Raw genomic sequence first — 16,969 nt, 5'->3', positions numbered from 1 at the left:
GATTTTTTCAAAATATTGGATATAGTAGTAAAAAAGGAATAATCTGTGTCTAAATGATAGATTTTCCACTCCCAAAAACTGATGCAAGTCATGGTCCAATCCTACTAATGGATGGAAAAATATATAAATTTTTTCAATCATTTCTATCCTGGGTGTACGGAGCGAAACCATGGCCAATCCAGATGAAAAAACAGTGAAAGGGGAGAAGCATGTTGAAGCCTGTCGGTGTAACCAGATTTTCACGCTTTGGGCTCATCTTCGCTCTGGTGGCTGCCTTTTGGCTCTACATCTTTGTCGCAGCCATTCACGCAGTGATGCCCACCAATCCCATTTCCGCTTTACCGCTTGCAAAGGAACTGTACATTGCCTCGTGGTTTCCGCAGGGGTGGGGCTTTTACAGCAAAGATGCGCGAGACCTCACGTTTCAAGTGGTGGACATAACAAATGGGACACTGGCAGCCGCCTGGCCAAATAATCGGTCTGAAAACTTTTTTGGATTGAAGCGCTTTGGAAGAAGTCAAGGGATCGAGGCCGGTCTTCTCAGTTCCAGAATACCGGAGTCCGCCAAAACGGATTGCGAAGAAAATCCCTATGCTTGCTTGAACAAGGCAGCTGTCTACGCGGAATTGGACAACCCTACGCCTTATCCGACCATTTGCGGAGACATCGGCTTTGTGTATCAGGAACCGGTTCCCTGGGCGTGGAGCCGCAGCGGTAAGAAAATCGATATGCCATCAAAAGTTGTGAGGGTGAACGTGAAATGTTCGAAAAATTAGGATCATTTGCCTACAACCTGGCGTTGACGCAAAACCCGTGGACAAACGTGTATGGCTTGGCCAGATCGTTGATGGCATTGTCGACCGCGCTGACGTTGGCGGTAAACGATGCCCATACGTTTTTCCGACCTTCGTCCGGCATGGATGTCTACCCCACTTGCGTGAACACGATCAGCCTGTTTTGCACCGTTCCCAACGACTATTTCTATTTGGACATGGTCAGATGGATCGCGGTCGTTTTGCTGCTGATCGTCGCTTCCGGATGGCGTCCGCGAATTACCGGGGTCATTCACTGGTGGATTTGCTACAGTTTCAACGTGTCGGCCATCACCTTGGACGGCGGAGACCAGGTAGCTGCTGTCTTTACGTTTTTGCTGCTGCCGATCACACTGACCGATTCGAGAAAATGGCATTGGCAAAAAGCCCATGAACCGCAAGTTGTTTCCGATCACGTCATTATTCGGCGCATCATCGCACTGGTAACCTTCTTTGCCATTCGTTTGCAGGTTGCGATCATATATTTTCATTCATCGGTTGCCAAGATGTTCGAGTCAACGTGGCTCAACGGAACCTCCGTCTACTACTATTTGCGGGACCCGATGCTGGGTCTGCCCTCATTCTTTCTGCAACTGGTAAACCCCATCCTGACATCGCCAGCGGTCGTCCTGCCGACATGGGGCACCCTTGTTCTGCAAGTGTGTTTGTTTGGCGCGCTGTTTGCCCCCAAGAAGTATTGGAAATATTTCCTCATTGCTGCCCTGCTCATGCATGAAGTGATTGCCGTTATGCTCGGGTTAATCAGCTTTTCCATGATCATGAGCGCCGTTTTGATCCTTTATCTGCGGCCAGTGGAGCAAGAGTTCACGTCTCTGCATCGGATCAGACTGTTCAAGAAGGAGACAAGCCCAACGCAGAAAGATTATCACCTTTCTCCTCAACAAGTGAAAGGTGCTTAATCTTTACAACAACACGTTGGAGCAGCAACAACCGTCTTGTCCATGGCGAAGGCAGCGGCACTTTTCATTTCAACGTGGCAAGGATTCAGGTTGGCTTTGCTCCATGTTGAAAGGGAGGGGACGCCTATAAGATTTTGAATCATCGCTAATTGACCACAGAGAAGAAAAAATATTGTGAAAAGGGGTTTGAGTAGGGATGAATCTCAAAAAAGCACTTCCCATTTTTCTGGCCTTTTTGCTTATGCTGGTAAGCGTAAATGCTTACGCAACTCAACCTTCCAAAGTGAAGTACGATGGGGAAACGCTCTTCCGCGGCATTATCTTTGGACAAGGTCCTGTTGCCCACCTTTTCCCTGAAATCTGGACGAAAGATTTGCTGAGCAAGGTAAATCAAAAAGAAACGAAGCAAGTCATTGATCACCTGGTTGCGCGGATGAAGGCGAAATCTCCGTCCTACTTCGCGGAATTTGAGCGCGCAGTATACAGCGGTGACCACCTCAAAATTAATAAGGCAATCGACAAGGGCGGCCAAATTTTGGATCAGGTAATCAAAGAAGATGAACGAAGGGTAAAAAGCGGAAAAGAAGGATACGGAACTGGACAGTGCGTGTTGTACGTTGCGTACGCTGCTGCGGCGATCAGTGCAGCGGCTATATACAGCCATATAGTGGCCTTGAATGCCGGTGGTGCAGTAACCATTTACCTTGCTGTCGCTGTGTCGAAATACTTCTGGGTCGGCGATAAACCAAATGAATTAGCTCTGCAAAAAGAAATGCTGGTCAACAATATCGTAGAACGCTTGGCCACCCAGTAAAAAACAGCCGAAGCAGTAACGGTTCAAACCGTAGATTCCATCATCTGCGGTTTGACCATGTGGGCTCCCTGATGATTTGGAGATTTGGAAACTTCCGGCATTGTCAACTTCATCAGCGTCGTCGTATAATAAGCTGGTAACAACCAATATACAATTCCTTCGGGGCAGGGTGAAATTCCCGACCGGCGGTGATCGCGCACGGCGCGTAAGCCCGCGAGCCTCCCGGCGTAAACGCTTGGAGTGCAGGATCCGGTGCGAGTCCGGAGCCGACAGTACAGTCTGGATGGGAGAAGGATGACGACAGTACGTACACCGCACGTGCTTGTTTGTCTGTGCGCGGGTACGGGATGTGGGGGCGTATGCCTGTTGTGGCCCCTTTCATTTCGCATACCTGTGGCACTGGCATGGTCAGCTGTCCGCGTTCGCAAGCCCTGAGGAGAAGTCAGTCCTCAGGGTTTTTGTTTGGTGAACGTACGGATAGACGACCGGGCAGGGGTGGACGTTTCTGTTGCCATTCCTCATCAGAAGGAAGTAACACGTGAGGAGATGGTACAGATGAAAGCAACGACGATGCGCCCATCACACGCGACGCAGCGGCTGGTGGCGATTCCCATGCTGGCGGCGGTCGCATTTGTTCTGCAGTATCTCGAGTTTCCGGTGCCGCTGCTGCCGCCGTTCCTGAAGCTGGATTTCAGCACGCTGCCGGCGTTGATCGGGGGCTTGCTGTACGGACCGGTGGCCGGGGTCCTGGTGGAAGTGCTGAAAAACACGCTGCACATGCTGTTAAAAAATACGGATGGCCTGCTGATCGGCGAGGCGGCCAACGTCGTCGCCGGCGCCAGCTTTATCCTGGCGGCCATTTATCTGCAGCGCCGCGGCATGGGGAAAAAGGGCTTTGCCGCAGGACTTGTGCTGGGAACCGTGCTGATGACGGCGGTCATGGCGGCTGCCAACGCCTACTTCCTGCTGCCCGCCTACGCGGCTCTCTACCAGGTGTCGCTGGAACAGCTGCTGGCCCAGTTCCAGGCGGACAGCGTCTGGTCGTTTGTTTTGTACAGCATCGTGCCGTTTAACATACTCAAAGGGGTTGTGCTCTCGCTGGCAGCGTATCCGCTGTACGTAAAGCTGTCCGGACGGCTCAACCTTCGCATGACAAATTGACAATGATTTCTTGGCTTGCTATGATATTGCCTAATCAAAGGCAATGAAAGGACCCGCAGGTACTGACCGTGTTCCAGAGAGTCGGCCCTTGTCTGGAAGGTCGATGCACAGGCGTATCTGCTCCCCATCCTGGAGCCGCTGGCGATGAGCCATGCCGGATGCCCTGCCGTTATCGGGCGTTGAGTGGGCCGCAGCACGCCGTTGCGGTCAATCAGGGTGGTACCGCGGGTAATTCCCCCGTCCCTAATTGGGATGGGGGTTTATTTATTTTAGAGGAGTGTGTGACATGGCGAATGAAAAAGCGTATGTAAAGGAGATTACCCCGCAGTCGGAAGACTTTTCGCGCTGGTACATCGATACGATTACCAAGGCGGATCTGATGGATTACACACCAGTCCGCGGCTGCATCGTGTTCAAGCCGGACGGGTACGAGCTGTGGGAGCGGATTCAGGCGGCGATGGACAAACGGTTCAAGGAGACGGGCCACCGCAACGCCTATTTCCCGATGCTGATTCCCGAGTCGTTTTTCCAAAAAGAGAAGGAGCACGTGGAAGGCTTCAATCCGGAGCTGCCCTGGGTGACCGAAGCGGGCGGCGAAAAGCTGGAAGAGCGGCTCGCCCTGCGGCCGACATCGGAGACGATCATCGGCCACATGTACAGCCAGTGGATTCAGAGCTATCGCGATCTGCCGGTGCTGATCAACCAGTGGGCCAACGTCTTTCGCTGGGAAAAGCGGACGCTGCCGTTCCTGCGCACGTCTGAATTCCTCTGGCAGGAGGGGCATACCGCCCACGCCAACGAGGAGGAAGCGCGGCAGGAAACGATGCAGATGCTGGACATCTACAGCGAGGTGGTCGAACAGGAGCTGGCCATCCCTGTCTGGAAAGGGCAGAAGACGCCGAGCGAACGCTTTGCCGGCGCAGTGGACACCTATTCCATCGAAGCGATGATGAAGGACGGCAAGGCGGTGCAGGCCGGCACCTCGCACTACCTGGGTGAAAACTTTGCCAGAGGCTTTGACATCAAGTTTCTCGACAGGGACAATCAGTTCAAGTACGTCCATACCACTTCGTGGGGGACGTCCACCCGCCTGATCGGGTCGATGATCATGGTTCACGGTGACGATCGCGGTCTGGCGCTGCCGCCGCGTGTGGCACCGACCCAGGTGGTGATGATCCCGGTCGGTCCGCCCAAACTGCGGGAAAAGGTGATGGAGAAGTTCGATCCGCTGTTTGACGCTCTGAAGGCGGCGGGCGTGCGGGTGAAGGCAGACCTGCGTGAAGAGACGCCGGGCTGGAAGTTCAACGAGTGGGAAATGCGCGGCGTGCCGATTCGCCTGGAGATTGGTCCGCGCGATGTGGACAACGGACAGGTGGTCCTGGCCCGTCGCGATACCGGCGAAAAGGTGACGGTCGCCCTGGACCGGGCAGTGGAAGCGGTCGCCGACCTGCTGGAAGAGATTCAGCGGAACATGTTTGAAAAGGCGCTGGCGTTCCGTACCGCCCACTCCCACCTGGACATCGACACCCTGGATGCGCTGAAGGAGCACATCGCCAAGGCGGAAAGCGAAAACCGCATTGCCGGCTGGGTGCTGGCCGGCTGGTGCGGCGACGACGCTTGCGAGGCGAAAGTGAAAGAGGAGACCAAGTTCACCTCCCGCAACATTCCGTTTGAGCCGCCGACAGTCAAGCATACCTGCATCACCTGCGGCGGGGAAGCCAAACATACTGTCTGGTTCGCTCGCGCCTATTAAACCGTCCTCAACACAAAAGGGCACCCGTGTCTATCGGGTGCCCGCTTTTTCATTACCCAGGACCCAATCTGTAAAGGACCCGGGGTCTGTAAACAGGTAATCCGGTTCGGGCTGGAAGCAGCCCGCTTTTTGTGTGACTGGCAGCCAATCCACGCCGACCGTGACCAGGGATGCGGCCCGTCCCGCAAGTACATCGGCATCGCTGTCTCCCACGTACAGCGTTTGTTCGGCGCGTGCTCCCAGTTGTTTCATTGCCGACAGAATGCCTTCGGGATCGGGCTTTGGCCGTGACACGTCGTCGCCAGTGATGACCACGTCAAAATAGCGGTCCAGCCCCCACGCCTGCAGGGAAATGTCGGCGCTGCGCCGCCCTTTTCCGGTGACAATGCCCATGGCGAAGCCGGCCTCGCGCAGCCGGTCCAGCATCAGCGCGATTTCCGCTGGATTGTGCACGTGCCGGTGTCCTTCCGCATAGACCCGGAAAAAGTGGTCGAGAGCCTGTTCCAGCTGTTCTGGCGGAATCATCGCCTGCAGAATGTCAGTCTCCGTCGGTCCGAACATGGCGAGGATCTCCTCGTCTGTGTAGTGGCGGTGGAGATACTGCTGAAACGTCGAGCGAAACGCGGTGAAAATCAGCGGCAGCGTATCTGCGACGGTGCCGTCAAAATCAAACAGGATGGTGCGCATTGCCAACCTCCTTGCCGTCAAACATGGGCGAAAACCATCGCGCGAACATGATGTTCGTGTGTCAGCGTGACAGTCATTCCTATGCGTCAGGCAAAGCGGTTATTCGTCGCTGTCCTCAACCCCGTCGCCCTCGTCTTCGGCCGGATCGGGCGGCATCAGCGGAAACAGCACGTCAAAGAACTTGAATTTGCGGCGGCCGTTTTCATTTTTCAGCCCCTTGTACTTTTGCAGCAGTTCGCTGATCTCGTCCACCAGCTGATTCCGTTCTTCTTGATTTAAATAAAATTCAGTTAAATTGAACGCGAACGTGTCCTTGTACTCTTTGCGCACGTCCACATCGCTGGCCACAAACCGGTTGAGTGTCCGCATCAAATCCTGCTCCGTGGTGCGGAACGGCGTAAACATGATGTCGCTCAACTGCTGTGCGTTTTCTTCGATCATCAGCTGCAGTTTGACCTGGATCACCTTGGCCACAGGCTGATAGTACTTCTCCACGATCGAGCCTTTGACCCGGGTGTCCACCTGTTCCAAAAGACCGACGCGGACCAGCTCCTTCACGTGGTAATGCAGGCGAGCGGCGTTTTCGCCCAGTTCGGTCGCGATCTGCTTCGCCGTGCGGGGCTCCAGGTCTTCAAACAGTTCCAAAATCTTTACGCGCTCCGGTATGGCAAGAGATTTAAGGGCATCCGGCTCGGTTACCTGAAAAAACTCCTTCATGATTGATTCACCATCCAGCTACTACGCCAAATTTTATAATTCTTTATTTTTGACAATTTTCCTATCCTTCCATTTTATCGTCTTCCTCCCAAATACGCAACGTGCGAGCAGATGAAGTGGATCTGCGCTTTGTGGTAAAATGAGACAAACGCGTCAATAAAAATTGAAACGGAAAGTAGGGATTTCATGATGGTAGCAGTAGGACAAGCGGCGCCTGATTTTACCCTGCAGGCGAACGGCAATCGGACGATTTCTCTTCGGGATTTTCGCGGTCAATACGTAGTGTTGTACTTTTATCCCAAGGACATGACCCCGGGCTGCACGACGGAAGCGTGCGATTTTCGCGACTATCACCCGAAGTTTGCCGAGCTGAACACGGTGGTGCTCGGCATCAGCCCCGACGATGTCAAATCGCATGACAAGTTCGTTGCCAAGCACGAGCTGCCGTTTCCGCTGCTGGCCGACCCGGATCATCAGGTGGCGGAGGCGTACGGCGTCTGGGTGCTGAAAAAGATGTACGGCCGGGAATACATGGGCATTGAACGCTCTACATTTCTCATCGACCCGGAAGGCACGATCGTCAAGGTGTGGCCCAAGGTAAAAGTGAAGGGGCACGTCGAGGAAGTGCTGCAAACGATTGAGCAACTGCAGCAGCAATAACATTAGCCCCTCTGTCGCGCCTGCTCACGCGAGGAAGGCTTTTTCATTCAAGGATACTGCACGCATCATGATGCAAGACATTGGAGGAAATACGATGACCGTATCGACCGACTACATGGTGGAGATGTTTTGCCGCCTGGCCAACACGCCCAGTCCGACCGGCAATACCGCCAAAGTAATGGCCCTGATCGAAGCAGAATTGAGCCGATTGGGCATCGACTATGTTCGCACCAACAAGGGAGCGGTGCTGGCCACCCTGCCTGGCAGAAACGACGACAAGCAACGACTGCTGACGGCCCATGTGGACACGCTGGGCGCAATGGTAAAAGAGATCAAGGAAAACGGCCGGCTGAAACTGGACTTGATCGGCGGGTTCGCGTGGAACGCCGTGGAAGGTGAGCACTGCATGATCGAGACGGACAGCGGCCGGATCATTACCGGCACGATCCTCTCGACCAAGGCGTCGGTCCATGTCTACGGCCGGGAAGCAGGCAAAATGGAGCGCACCGAGGAAACCATGGAAGTGCGGCTGGACGAAAAGGTAAAAAACGAGGAAGACGTGCTGGCGCTGGGCATTCGCGTCGGTGATTTTGTTTCGTTTGATCCGCGGGTGACTGTTACCGAGAACGGGTTTATCAAATCCCGCCACATCGACGACAAGGCCAGCGTGGCCATCCTGTTTGGCGTGCTGAAACACTTGCGGGAGAGCGGAGCCACACTGCCGTACACGACCCATTTCCTCTTCAGCAACAACGAGGAGATCGGCTACGGCGGCAATGCCAGCGTGCCGGAACGGGTAGTGGAGTATCTGGCGGTGGACATGGGGGCGATCGGCGAAGGACAGACCACGGACGAGTACTGCGTCTCCATCTGTGCCAAAGATTCATCCGGTCCGTACCACTATGGACTGCGCAAGCACCTGGTGAAGCTGGCTGAAGCGCATGGGTTGAACTACCAGGTGGACATATACCCGTACTACGGCTCCGACGCCAGCGCCGCGCTTCGTGCCGGATACGACATCGTGCACGGGTTGATCGGGCCTGGCGTGGACGCGTCCCACTCCCACGAGCGGACGCACAAGGAGGCACTGGAAAACACGGCCAAACTGGTGCTGGCCTACCTCGATTCGGAAGTCATGCAGGCGTAGGTGAAGAGATGATGAGTGAGATCTATCGTTGGACGCAGTATTACGATCTGACGCAGCGCGGTCTGCCGGGGGACGTCGAATTTTACTTGGAGATGGCCCGCGCTGCCGGGGGTGAGGTGCTGGATCTCGCCTGCGGTACCGGACGCATTGCCATTCCGTTGGCAGAGGCGGGGGTGAGCGTTACCGGGTTGGACCTGTCGGCGGAAATGCTGGAGCGGGCCCAAAAAAAGGCGGACGAGCGCGGATTATCGGGACGGCTTACATTTGTGCAGGGAGACATGCGGGCATTTGATCTGGGCAAAACCTTTCCGCTGATCATGATTCCGTTTCGCTCGTTTTTGCACCTGCTGCATATCCAGGAGCAGATGAAGGCCCTCTCCTGTATCCGCCGTCACCTGGCACCGGGCGGGAAATTCGTGATGAACGTATTTGTCCCGAAAATCGCTCATCTTTACGAAGAGAGCGAAAAAATGTCCTTGCGCGGGGTTTATCGGCTGGAGTCGGGCGAAGAGGTCGCGATGTGGGATTACACTCGCTACGACCACTTTCAGCAGTTGGCCGAAGTGACCCGGACCTACGAGCGGATCTCCCCGGAAGGAGTGGTGACTGAGCGGGTGACGGGCCGCTTTACACTGCGCTACATCTTTCCGGCTGAGCTGCACCACCTGCTTCGGCTTAATGGATTGAAAGTGACGCAGCGGTTCGGCTCGTTTGCCAAGGCGCCGTTTGACGCCTCCAGCACCGAGCTGATTGTGGTCGCCGAAGCCATGTAAAACGGCGGTGCATTCAAAAAGCCGCGTGTTTTTGTCGATTTCCAGGGAAATAACGGGAATGGGGGGCTGTTTGTGAAAATCTATACCAAGTCGGGTGACAAAGGGGAAACGTCTCTGGTATCCGGCGTGCGCGTTCCCAAGCACGCTGACCGCGTGGAGGCCTACGGCACGTGCGACGAGGCCAACTCCGCCATTGGGCTGGCGCTGTCGCTGCTTCCTGACGGGGAAGCATGGAACGAACTGCGGGGCGTGTTTCACATCGTGCAGACCAAGCTCTTCCACATCGGTGCAGAGCTGGCGACGCCGGAAGGAAAAACGGTGGGCTGGCCGATTCGTGACGAGGATGTTCAGTTTTTGGAGGAACAGATCGACAAGCTTGACGCGACTCTGCCGCCGCTCTCCAACTTTATCCTGCCCGGCGGTCACCCTGCTGCGGCCGCTTTTCACGTGGCGCGGACGGTAGTGAGGAGAGCGGAGCGCAAGGCGGTGCTGGTCAGCAGTCAGGAGCAGCTGAATGCTGCGGTGGTCAAGTATTTGAACCGACTCTCCGATTACCTGTTTGTCGTCGCCCGCTGGGTCAACCGAAATACGGGCCAAGCGGAGCAGCATCTGCACGAACAGGGAACAGACTGACTGCGTTGTACTTAGTGCAACAGCAGATAGAAGGCAGCAGGACTGTCAGCACCCGGGCAGCTTGTGTTCTGCAAGTGCAAAGGATCTGTCGCCGGATCAGTCGCCGGCCGCTCAGTGAACAGGAGCGGCCGGTCCGGCTATATGTCTGAACTGGTGAGAGAGCAATCAGGGGCATGGCGGATCATGATGTCTTCCCTCCAGACAGAAAAATCGCAATTTTTTAAAAAGGTTATCAGCGTGATTTGAGCATCCCGTCGGATCGGCAGACGTTTAGAGATCGCCCCTTTTTACGGCAGTTTCGCTGCTGACGTTAAACACACCGGAAATGGAGCGTGTCGCAGCAAATCGGTTATCTGCTGCACTGTCTGCCGTTTTTCGAACATGACACGTAAGGCGGGTGAGCAAAAGTGACTGTCTTCTCACAGGCTGCAATTTTGTCGATTACGGAACAGACGGACATTGCGTACAAGCGGGCGTTTTCCCGAATGGAGGTCCGTTCCTGGGGGATGTTGTTTGTGAATGAAGCAAATCCCATGCACTACGATGCCAATCACGCCCATGTGTCCCAGCCGGTCACCGGGGAAGCTGAGGCGGAAGCGATTGTCCGTGAGACCATCTCGTTTTTTTCAGAGCGCGGCATCATTCCCCGTATATACGTGTACGAACAGGGGGACAAAGAGCCGCTGATTGCGGCGTTGGAACGGCACGGCTTTCAAATGGAATCCCTGCCTTCGCCCATGCAGTTGTGGCAGGGGGAATTGGCTGAGGCTCGGCCGATGGAAGGGATTGTGATCGAACCGGTGACGGCGGCCAACTACGACGATTGCCTCACCGTCGAGTCGATTCCGGAATTGGGCGGACGCGAAGTCAGGGAGAAGGCGTTTGCCAGGGAGTTTGCCCATCCCGATTTTTCGCATTACCTGCTGCGCGTCAACGGCGAACCGGCCAGCACGCTTTGCCTGCTTCGCGCCGGGGAGTACATGCGGGTGGAAAACGTGGCTACCCTGCCCGCATTTCGCGGCCGCGGCTTGATCGGCCATTTGCTGCGCCATGCCCAGGAGCGGTTTTTGGAGGAGGGCTGCAGCCGGCTTTTGGTCTTCCCGATCAATGATCACGTCGCGCGCCTTTACCGCCGGTACGGCTTCGCTGACGTTGGCGAAGTTCGTCTCCTGCACGCCTACCGCGGCGGCAAAGGCATCCTGGAGATACGCTAAATGCTAAAAACCCCTGATGACACTTTCAGGGGTAATCTGGTCATCGTACATACCGGGCAATTCCTTCCCGAAACGGGATCTTGGGCGTATCAAACGCGCTGTACAGGACGTCGGTGTCGGAGCAGGCGTTGCCCTCCAGCAGCATGGTGAGCTGCGTATGGGTTATCGGGAAAAAGGAGAAGCCTTCCATCAGCGAGACAACCGGCTTCATCAGCCCCACCGGTATGTGCAGCTTGCGGACGTGCCGCTTGCCGATTACCTCTCCGATGACGTCCAAAATCTCGGCGTAGCTAAGAGGGGTCGGACCTCCCACTTCAAACGTTTGGCCTGTAACGCTCTCCCGTGTCAGCGCCTGTTCAAACACGTCGGCTACCGTCTCGCGGGCGACAGGCTGCAGCGGGTAGGAACCGTCGCCGATAACAGGGGTGACGGGAAGCCTGACCAAATTGGCCAGCATGTTCACAAACTCGTCGCCCGGGCCGAAGATGACCGATGGTTGAAAGATCACGTAGGGAATGCCGCTCGCTTTGACCAGTTCCTCGGCTTCGTGCTTGGTGCGGTGATACGCGCTGGCAGCACCGGCTCGCGCTCCCAGCGCACTCATGTGGACGAATCGGCGGACGCCGCTTTGTGCGGCCGCTTGCAGCACATTCCGCGTGCCTTCGACGTGGATGCGGGAAAACGTCACGCCCGCTTTCGGCTGTTCCCGGATAATGCCGACGAGATGAATCACCGCTTCAGCGCCTTCCATCGCCCGCCGGAGCGAATCCGGGTCGAACAAGTCTCCCGGGGCCATCGTGACATGCGCTGTGTCCGCCTGCGCCAGCTTCGCCTCCGAGCCGGGACGGACCAGACAGGTGACCTCGTGACCGGATGCCGTCAGCCTGGACAGCACGCCTTTTCCCACAAAACCGGTTGCACCCGTGAGAAATACCTTCATCAGCGTCACCTTCCCGGTGTAACATTCTTCCAAATCGTATTCGACGTCAGGGCTTACATCCCTGCCATGACCTGCAGCAGCTTCAGGCGTACAGGACGACTGGTTGACGGCGGACGTATAATGAAGAGGAAAGGGGGACATACCTATGGCGCAACGAAAAGTACCAGTCGACCAAATTCTCGATACCCTCTATCAAATGTACCCGGACGCTCATTGCGAGCTGAACTACACGACGCCGTTCGAACTCTTGATTGCCACGATTCTCTCTGCGCAGTGCACGGACAAACGGGTAAATGAAATCACCGGCCCCCTGTTTCAAAAATTCAACAAGCCGGAGCATTTCATCCATTTGACGCAAGAAGAGCTGGAAGAGCATATAAAAGGGCTGGGGTTGTATAAGAATAAAAGTAAGAACATCCTGGAGACCTGTCGCATCCTCTACGAGAAGTACAACGGCGAAGTGCCGCAAACCCATGCGGAGCTGGAGGCGCTGCCGGGTGTCGGGCGCAAGACAGCCAACGTCGTCCTCTCCAACGCTTTTGGCGTACCGGCAATTGCAGTCGATACGCACGTCTTCCGCGTCGCCAACCGGCTGGGTCTGGCGAAAAGCGACAACGTGGACGAAGTGGAGCGGCAGTTGATGAAGCGGATTCCGCGGGAGAAGTGGTCCGACGCCCATCACTGGCTGATCTGGCACGGACGTCGGGTGTGTGCCGCGCGCAATCCCAAGTGCGACGTCTGTCCGCTGCGGGAGATGTGCAGATATGCCCAGGCAGAGGCGAAAAAATCGCGGACTCCATCCACGGCAGCGAAACAGAAAACGACCAAGCGGACCGCGGCCAAATGACGGGGAACGGCTCCGGACATTCCCGTTTTCAGCGGAATGGATATTGACAGCGTTCGAAGAATAGACGTACACTTATTTAAAGTAATTCTAATCAATCACAAACAAGCAACGCTTGTTTGTTTGGCTTGCATAAGACTGTGAGGTGTAACTCAATGTCACAGCGAGTGGAAAAGGCTGTTGAAATCCTGAAAAGTACCGGGGTACGTATGACACCTCAGCGTCATGCCATTCTCTCCTATCTGTTGGACAGCATGTCGCATCCGACGGCTGACGAGATATACAAGGCTTTGGAAGGCAAGTTTCCCAACATGAGCGTGGCGACGGTTTACAACAATTTACGCGTGTTCAAGGAGGCGGGTCTGGTTCGCGAGCTGACCTACGGGGACGCGTCCAGCCGCTTTGACGCCAACGTGGAGGAAGACCATTACCACGCCATCTGTACGAAGTGTGGAGCCATCCGCGATTTTCACTTCCCGTACCTGCAGGATGTGGAGGAAGCGGCTGCCGAGTCGGTCGGATTCCGCGTGACCGGTCACCGCATGGAGATTTACGGCGTGTGCGAAGAGTGCCAAAAGAAAGCTCATTGATTGAACCGCGTGCGCCCCGGAACAACACCTTCTGCTTCAACCGGCTGTTCCTGTTGGAGAGAGGGTGTTTTTTGTTGGTGTAACCTTTTTTCGTCTGATTCGTCTTTCTTACAGGGGCACGTTTCCCAACATGTCCCTCCAGCCAAAAGGTTGTGAATCGACCGACAATGCCCTATGATCAAAAAAAGCGGAAATGACCGGGATGCCTGTCTTTTCTGGCAGGCGGACCGTGTGCAAGGAGAGCAAATCTGTGAGTCTGGAAGTGCAATTGGGCCCTCGCCCTCGTTTCAAGCGCAAGCGAAAGAGAAAGCGCGTGACCCCGATCCTTCTGCTGCTGGCGGCTATTGCCGCGGCGGCGTACTGGTTTTTCATCAAACCGTCCAACGAACATGTCGAACCGTATGGAGGCAGCCGTCAGGCAATCGTTTGGCAGGGCGGCCTGTACGACAAGAAGTATCTCTTTGAAGCGGAGCAGGTGCTGCTGCCGTTTGAATTTCTCAAGGAACATCTCGATCCTGCGATCTATTGGGACGAGCCTACCCGATCGGTGATCGTGACCACGAAGGACAAGGTGCTGCGCATGCAGAGCGGGGAACTGGTCGCGTACCTGAACAAACGGCCCGTTTCCCTGCAGGTGCCCGTCAAGGAAGTAAACGGCACCCGCTTCATTCCGCTCGAGCCACTGGAAAAGCTGTACCGCGTCTCGTTCAGCCGCGATCCCGACACCGGGGTGCTGCGGGTGGAAAAGGAAGGGTACACCGTGCAGCAGGGGAGCGTCGTCAGCGGGGATGAGCCGGTCCGCCTGCGCCTGGAGCCGACGCACCGTTCCCCCTATGTGGCTGAGCTGTCCAATGGCGAGGCCGTCGATATTTTGGGCGAATCGGAAAAGTGGTACCGCGTATTGTCCTCCAAAGGGATTACGGGCTACCTGCCGACATCGGCGGTATCGCTGACCGAGGTGCGCAAAGTCAGTCTCGACCAGCCCGGCCGGGAACAGCCGACCGTGTGGAAGCCGGAGGGTACAAAGATCAATTTGACCTGGGAACACGTGGTCAACCGCAATCCCGCCGTTGCCAACATTGGTCCGATGCCGGGGGTGAACGTCGTCTCCCCTACCTGGTTTGAGCTGAAGGACGGCAACGGCACGCTGCTCAACAAGGCGGACCCCGGGTACGTGCAGTGGGCCCATCAGCGCGGGTACCAGGTCTGGGGGGTGGTGACAAACGGGTTTAACCCCGATTGGACCCAGTCCGTTTTGGGCAGCTACGACAAGCGGGAAAACCTGATTGCGCAGATCGTGCACTACGCTCATCTGTACGATCTGGACGGCATCAACATCGATTTTGAAAACGTCTATGTAGAGGACAAGGAGCGACTTGTCCAATTCGTCCGTGAGATGACGCCGTACCTGCACGAGCTGGGACTGGCCGTGTCCATGGACGTCACGATCAAGTCGTCCAGCGACCGATGGTCCCGTTTTTACGACCGGGCGAAACTGGCCGAGGTCGTGGACTACATCGCGGTCATGACGTATGACGAGCACTGGGCGTCCAGTCCGATAGCGGGCTCTGTCGCTTCCTTGCCGTGGACGGAGAGAGGACTGCAGGGCGTTCTGGAAGAGGTGCCCGCCGAGAAGCTGCTGCTGGGTGTGCCGTTTTACACCCGGCTGTGGAAAGAGACGAAGCAGCCGGACGGCAGCGTCAAGGTCACATCCAAAGCGCTGTCGATGGCCGGGGCCTCAGAATGGATGAAAGAGCGCAAACTGACTCCCACGCTTGACGAAGATTCCGGACAATTGTTTGTCCGCTATGAAGACCCTGCCGATGGAGCTGTCTACAAGATGTGGCTGGAAGACGTCACCTCCATGCAAAAGCGGGTCGCCCTTGTGCACAAGTACAATCTGGCCGGCATCGCTTCGTGGCGGCGCGGCTTCGAACAGCCCGAGATCTGGAAGGCGATCAATGACGGGCTGAATCGAAAGTGATACACGGTGATTTCGCGCGCGGCTTTCCGGCCGCAATGACATGTGACCAAGGAAAAAATCCACCTTGCGCCAATCGGCTGCAGGTGGATTTTTTGTTTCCCGTCAGGTCTGGTTTTGCTGCGGCTGTTCGTCCTCGAGCAGGAGAGGCTGCCCGCAAAACATACAGGCGTCTTTTTTTCCCAGCATTTTCGTCACTTTTTTGCACGAGGGGCATTCCACTTGGGGAGCGGACATGGACACCATCCCGGAAATCATGAACATGACGGTGCTGCCCATCGTCAACAAAAAGCCGATGACCAACAGGAGCGTCATAAACGCGTAGGAACCCTTCAACCATGTGCCAAAGAACGGAATAAAGTCCAGATAGCCGGCAAAAAACGCATACCCGGAATACATCAGCAGGATGCCGATCCCCATGCTCCAGTTGCCCCAGGTACGCATGCGTTTGATCTTGCTCAGGCGGTCAGTTTTCTTCATTATCATTCCTCCTGTTCCCAGTATAGCATAGAAAGGTTTTGTCTGTTGACAAGCAGGAAACGGACAAGCCTTGTAGAATCCATAAGTTCAAACTGCGGGAAGAGGAGGGGGAAATCGTGACTGAATGGTCGCCGGCTGAAGACTGCCAGACTCATCTGAAACTGCTGCAGCGGCGGCGGGACGTTCAAGCGGTGCTGATCATGCCGGACCATTTGAAAATCCCTCCGTTTCAGGCGGACCCCCTGTACCTCCTCGTAATCATGCAGGCTGCCGGAAACGGGAGCGTCAAACAGTACCGGCTGTCTGACCGGTTGGTGGTCGAGCGGCACATCAGCTCTTGGGAGCTGGAAAAGAGCGCGGTTCACGGTCTGGGTGAGCAGATGGCCACCTGGATGGAGCGGGCGGAATTGGTCTGGGCCAAGGACGACCATACAATCCAGTTGATTCAGCGGTTGAGGCGGTTGTCCGACTCGCTGCAAAAGCGGATGCTGTGCCGGGAGTACTCGCGCATGCTTCGTTATTTTCAGGAGACCAGAGACTTTCTCCAGCTGGGCATGCCGCTGGACGCCTATCTGGCGTTGATTAAAACGCTGCAAGCCTGGGCGAGATGGATCGCGTTCGCAGAGGGGGAACAGCCGGCTCCGGAGTTGTGGAGTCAGGTCAAACGGCTGGACCCTGCGGTCTGCAAGCTGTACGAAGAGCTGGTAGTCAACGATGAAGCGCTGGATAAGCGCATGGAGCTGCTGCTCCTGCCGATCGAGTTTTTCCTTTCCTCGAAATTGAGGGAGTCCGTCCACTTTCTCCTGGAGCTCATGGGGAGCAAGCAGGGGGCGTGGACGTTGG

18 protein-coding genes and 1 riboswitch (1 of these 19 cut by a window edge) are annotated in these 16,969 nt (G+C 55.8%); of the genes, 14 read left to right on the top strand and 4 right to left on the bottom strand.

Annotated features, from left to right (window positions below; translation table 11 throughout):
• Positions 1 to 209: 209 nt before the first annotated feature.
• The 5 genes from Q7F15_RS16710 (at position 210) to proS (ending at position 5,460) form a co-directional block, all read left to right on the top strand.
• Positions 210 to 776 (top strand): SdpA family antimicrobial peptide system protein, encoded by a 567-nt coding sequence (locus tag Q7F15_RS16710; RefSeq protein ID WP_171565041.1) that lies wholly within the window; start codon positions 210 to 212, stop codon positions 774 to 776.
• Positions 761 to 1,732 carry a sporulation-delaying protein SdpB family protein gene (locus Q7F15_RS16705; RefSeq protein ID WP_171565040.1) on the top strand — a complete coding sequence of 324 codons (972 nt, stop codon included), beginning with the start codon at positions 761 to 763 and terminating at the stop codon, positions 1,730 to 1,732. Before Q7F15_RS16710 ends, Q7F15_RS16705 begins: the two co-directional genes overlap by 16 nt.
• 196 nt (positions 1,733 to 1,928) lie before the next feature.
• A complete protein-coding gene (locus tag Q7F15_RS16700) occupies positions 1,929 to 2,546 on the top strand; it encodes a sporulation delaying protein family toxin (RefSeq protein WP_304414693.1) in 618 nt (205 codons plus the stop codon).
• Between the two features lie 151 nt (positions 2,547 to 2,697).
• Positions 2,698 to 2,845, top strand: a riboswitch (FMN riboswitch).
• Positions 2,846 to 3,101: 256 nt separating this feature from the next.
• A complete protein-coding gene (locus Q7F15_RS16695) occupies positions 3,102 to 3,707 on the top strand; it encodes an ECF transporter S component (protein ID WP_171565038.1) in 606 nt (201 codons plus the stop codon).
• Between the two features lie 286 nt (positions 3,708 to 3,993).
• The gene (gene proS, locus Q7F15_RS16690; protein ID WP_171565037.1) at positions 3,994 to 5,460 is read left to right on the top strand and encodes a proline--tRNA ligase; all 1,467 of its coding nucleotides are present in this window, start codon (positions 3,994 to 3,996) and stop codon (positions 5,458 to 5,460) included.
• 30 nt (positions 5,461 to 5,490) lie between these two features.
• Here proS and Q7F15_RS16685 read toward each other — a convergent pair whose 3' ends face one another.
• Positions 5,491 to 6,147, bottom strand: a complete 657-nt coding sequence (locus tag Q7F15_RS16685) for an HAD family hydrolase (protein ID WP_171565036.1) — start codon at positions 6,145 to 6,147, stop codon at positions 5,491 to 5,493.
• A 99-nt stretch (positions 6,148 to 6,246) separates the two neighbouring features.
• Complete coding sequence (locus Q7F15_RS16680; protein ID WP_171565035.1) at positions 6,247 to 6,864, bottom strand: winged helix-turn-helix domain-containing protein; 618 nt, start codon at positions 6,862 to 6,864, stop codon at positions 6,247 to 6,249.
• 189 nt (positions 6,865 to 7,053) lie between these two features.
• Between Q7F15_RS16680 and bcp the strand changes: the two genes are divergently transcribed.
• The 5 genes from bcp (at position 7,054) to Q7F15_RS16655 (ending at position 11,291) form a co-directional block, all read left to right on the top strand.
• On the top strand, positions 7,054 to 7,524 hold the full coding sequence (bcp, locus tag Q7F15_RS16675; RefSeq protein WP_171565284.1) for a thioredoxin-dependent thiol peroxidase: 471 nt from the start codon (positions 7,054 to 7,056) through the stop codon (positions 7,522 to 7,524).
• Between the two features lie 94 nt (positions 7,525 to 7,618).
• Positions 7,619 to 8,671: a M42 family metallopeptidase gene (locus tag Q7F15_RS16670; protein WP_171565034.1), complete on the top strand. Its 1,053-nt coding sequence runs from the start codon at positions 7,619 to 7,621 to the stop codon at positions 8,669 to 8,671.
• Positions 8,672 to 8,682: 11 nt separating this feature from the next.
• On the top strand, positions 8,683 to 9,444 hold the full coding sequence (locus Q7F15_RS16665) for a class I SAM-dependent methyltransferase (protein ID WP_304414692.1): 762 nt from the start codon (positions 8,683 to 8,685) through the stop codon (positions 9,442 to 9,444).
• Positions 9,445 to 9,516: 72 nt separating this feature from the next.
• Positions 9,517 to 10,077: a cob(I)yrinic acid a,c-diamide adenosyltransferase gene (locus Q7F15_RS16660; protein WP_171565032.1), complete on the top strand. Its 561-nt coding sequence runs from the start codon at positions 9,517 to 9,519 to the stop codon at positions 10,075 to 10,077.
• 407 nt (positions 10,078 to 10,484) lie between these two features.
• Positions 10,485 to 11,291, top strand: a complete 807-nt coding sequence (locus Q7F15_RS16655) for a GNAT family N-acetyltransferase (protein WP_304414691.1) — start codon at positions 10,485 to 10,487, stop codon at positions 11,289 to 11,291.
• A 40-nt stretch (positions 11,292 to 11,331) separates the two neighbouring features.
• Here the strand turns inward: Q7F15_RS16655 and Q7F15_RS16650 are convergent, their stop codons facing one another.
• Positions 11,332 to 12,231 carry a complex I NDUFA9 subunit family protein gene (locus Q7F15_RS16650; RefSeq protein ID WP_212132675.1) on the bottom strand — a complete coding sequence of 300 codons (900 nt, stop codon included), beginning with the start codon at positions 12,229 to 12,231 and terminating at the stop codon, positions 11,332 to 11,334.
• A gap of 145 nt (positions 12,232 to 12,376) precedes the next feature.
• On the opposite strand from Q7F15_RS16650, the gene nth reads away from it, so the two are divergent.
• The 3 genes from nth (at position 12,377) to Q7F15_RS16635 (ending at position 15,649) form a co-directional block, all read left to right on the top strand.
• Positions 12,377 to 13,078, top strand: coding sequence for an endonuclease III (nth, locus tag Q7F15_RS16645; RefSeq protein WP_212132676.1), 702 nt, complete (start codon positions 12,377 to 12,379; stop codon positions 13,076 to 13,078).
• Between the two features lie 152 nt (positions 13,079 to 13,230).
• On the top strand, positions 13,231 to 13,665 hold the full coding sequence (gene perR / locus Q7F15_RS16640) for a peroxide-responsive transcriptional repressor PerR (RefSeq protein ID WP_212132677.1): 435 nt from the start codon (positions 13,231 to 13,233) through the stop codon (positions 13,663 to 13,665).
• Between the two features lie 250 nt (positions 13,666 to 13,915).
• Positions 13,916 to 15,649: a glycosyl hydrolase family 18 protein gene (locus tag Q7F15_RS16635; protein WP_304414690.1), complete on the top strand. Its 1,734-nt coding sequence runs from the start codon at positions 13,916 to 13,918 to the stop codon at positions 15,647 to 15,649.
• Between the two features lie 102 nt (positions 15,650 to 15,751).
• On the opposite strand, the gene Q7F15_RS16630 is transcribed toward Q7F15_RS16635, so the two are convergent.
• Complete coding sequence (locus tag Q7F15_RS16630; protein WP_171565026.1) at positions 15,752 to 16,126, bottom strand: DUF2614 family zinc ribbon-containing protein; 375 nt, start codon at positions 16,124 to 16,126, stop codon at positions 15,752 to 15,754.
• Between the two features lie 116 nt (positions 16,127 to 16,242).
• Between Q7F15_RS16630 and Q7F15_RS16625 the strand changes: the two genes are divergently transcribed.
• Positions 16,243 to 16,969: the 5' portion of a hypothetical protein gene (locus Q7F15_RS16625; RefSeq protein WP_304414689.1), read on the top strand. Its footprint extends 152 nt past the window's final position; only the first 727 of its 879 coding nucleotides appear in the window; the start codon lies at positions 16,243 to 16,245; the stop codon falls past the right edge of the window.

Source organism: Brevibacillus aydinogluensis, from assembly GCF_961514395.1.
In the GTDB taxonomy this organism is placed as follows: domain Bacteria; phylum Bacillota; class Bacilli; order Brevibacillales; family Brevibacillaceae; genus Brevibacillus; species Brevibacillus aydinogluensis.
The sequence above is the reverse complement of the archived record's forward strand: the minus strand, read 5'-3'. Positions and strand labels throughout refer to the sequence as shown.

Coding starts and splice junctions, on each gene's coding strand:
- Q7F15_RS16710 (WP_171565041.1), top strand. CDS start 210: ATGTTGAAGCCTGTCGGTGTAACCAGATTTTCACGCTTTGGGCTCATC.
- Q7F15_RS16695 (WP_171565038.1), top strand. CDS start 3,102: ATGAAAGCAACGACGATGCGCCCATCACACGCGACGCAGCGGCTGGTG.
- Q7F15_RS16685 (WP_171565036.1), bottom strand. CDS start 6,147: ATGCGCACCATCCTGTTTGATTTTGACGGCACCGTCGCAGATACGCTG.
- perR (WP_212132677.1), top strand. CDS start 13,231: ATGTCACAGCGAGTGGAAAAGGCTGTTGAAATCCTGAAAAGTACCGGG.
- proS (WP_171565037.1), top strand. CDS start 3,994: ATGGCGAATGAAAAAGCGTATGTAAAGGAGATTACCCCGCAGTCGGAA.
- Q7F15_RS16650 (WP_212132675.1), bottom strand. CDS start 12,231: ATGAAGGTATTTCTCACGGGTGCAACCGGTTTTGTGGGAAAAGGCGTG.
- Q7F15_RS16705 (WP_171565040.1), top strand. CDS start 761: ATGTTCGAAAAATTAGGATCATTTGCCTACAACCTGGCGTTGACGCAA.
- Q7F15_RS16630 (WP_171565026.1), bottom strand. CDS start 16,126: ATGAAGAAAACTGACCGCCTGAGCAAGATCAAACGCATGCGTACCTGG.
- Q7F15_RS16700 (WP_304414693.1), top strand. CDS start 1,929: ATGAATCTCAAAAAAGCACTTCCCATTTTTCTGGCCTTTTTGCTTATG.
- Q7F15_RS16665 (WP_304414692.1), top strand. CDS start 8,683: ATGAGTGAGATCTATCGTTGGACGCAGTATTACGATCTGACGCAGCGC.
- Q7F15_RS16670 (WP_171565034.1), top strand. CDS start 7,619: ATGACCGTATCGACCGACTACATGGTGGAGATGTTTTGCCGCCTGGCC.
- bcp (WP_171565284.1), top strand. CDS start 7,054: ATGGTAGCAGTAGGACAAGCGGCGCCTGATTTTACCCTGCAGGCGAAC.
- Q7F15_RS16680 (WP_171565035.1), bottom strand. CDS start 6,864: ATGAAGGAGTTTTTTCAGGTAACCGAGCCGGATGCCCTTAAATCTCTT.
- nth (WP_212132676.1), top strand. CDS start 12,377: ATGGCGCAACGAAAAGTACCAGTCGACCAAATTCTCGATACCCTCTAT.